Here is a 247-nt window from a genome sequence, read left to right on the forward strand (position 1 = left end):
ATCGGCGCATCTACGCCGGCCGCACTGACTGCCACTCGCATGACTGCCACCGACATCTTCGAGACGCGCGGCATCATCGACAACGCGACCGCTCGCAAGGTCACCATCGGCAACGCGCTGACCTCCATCTCCAACAACCTGAGCGTGGGCGGTGACACCTCTGTGACCGGCGAGCTGTCTGTTGCGCAGGACACCACGCTCTCCAAGAACCTGAGTGTCGGTATGGCGCTGTCTGTTTCCGCCACCT

Annotated in this window: 1 protein-coding gene; it reads left to right on the forward strand. The window is 62.8% G+C overall.

The features are described 5' to 3' along the window. Positions 1-39: 39 nt before the first annotated feature. Positions 40-247: hypothetical protein (locus tag R0J88_RS22445; RefSeq protein ID WP_410901235.1), on the forward strand; the 208-nt coding region annotated here is incomplete at its 3' end.

This window comes from Pseudoalteromonas sp. SIMBA_162 (assembly GCF_046535955.1).
Classification (GTDB): Bacteria; Pseudomonadota; Gammaproteobacteria; order Enterobacterales; family Alteromonadaceae; genus Pseudoalteromonas; species Pseudoalteromonas marina.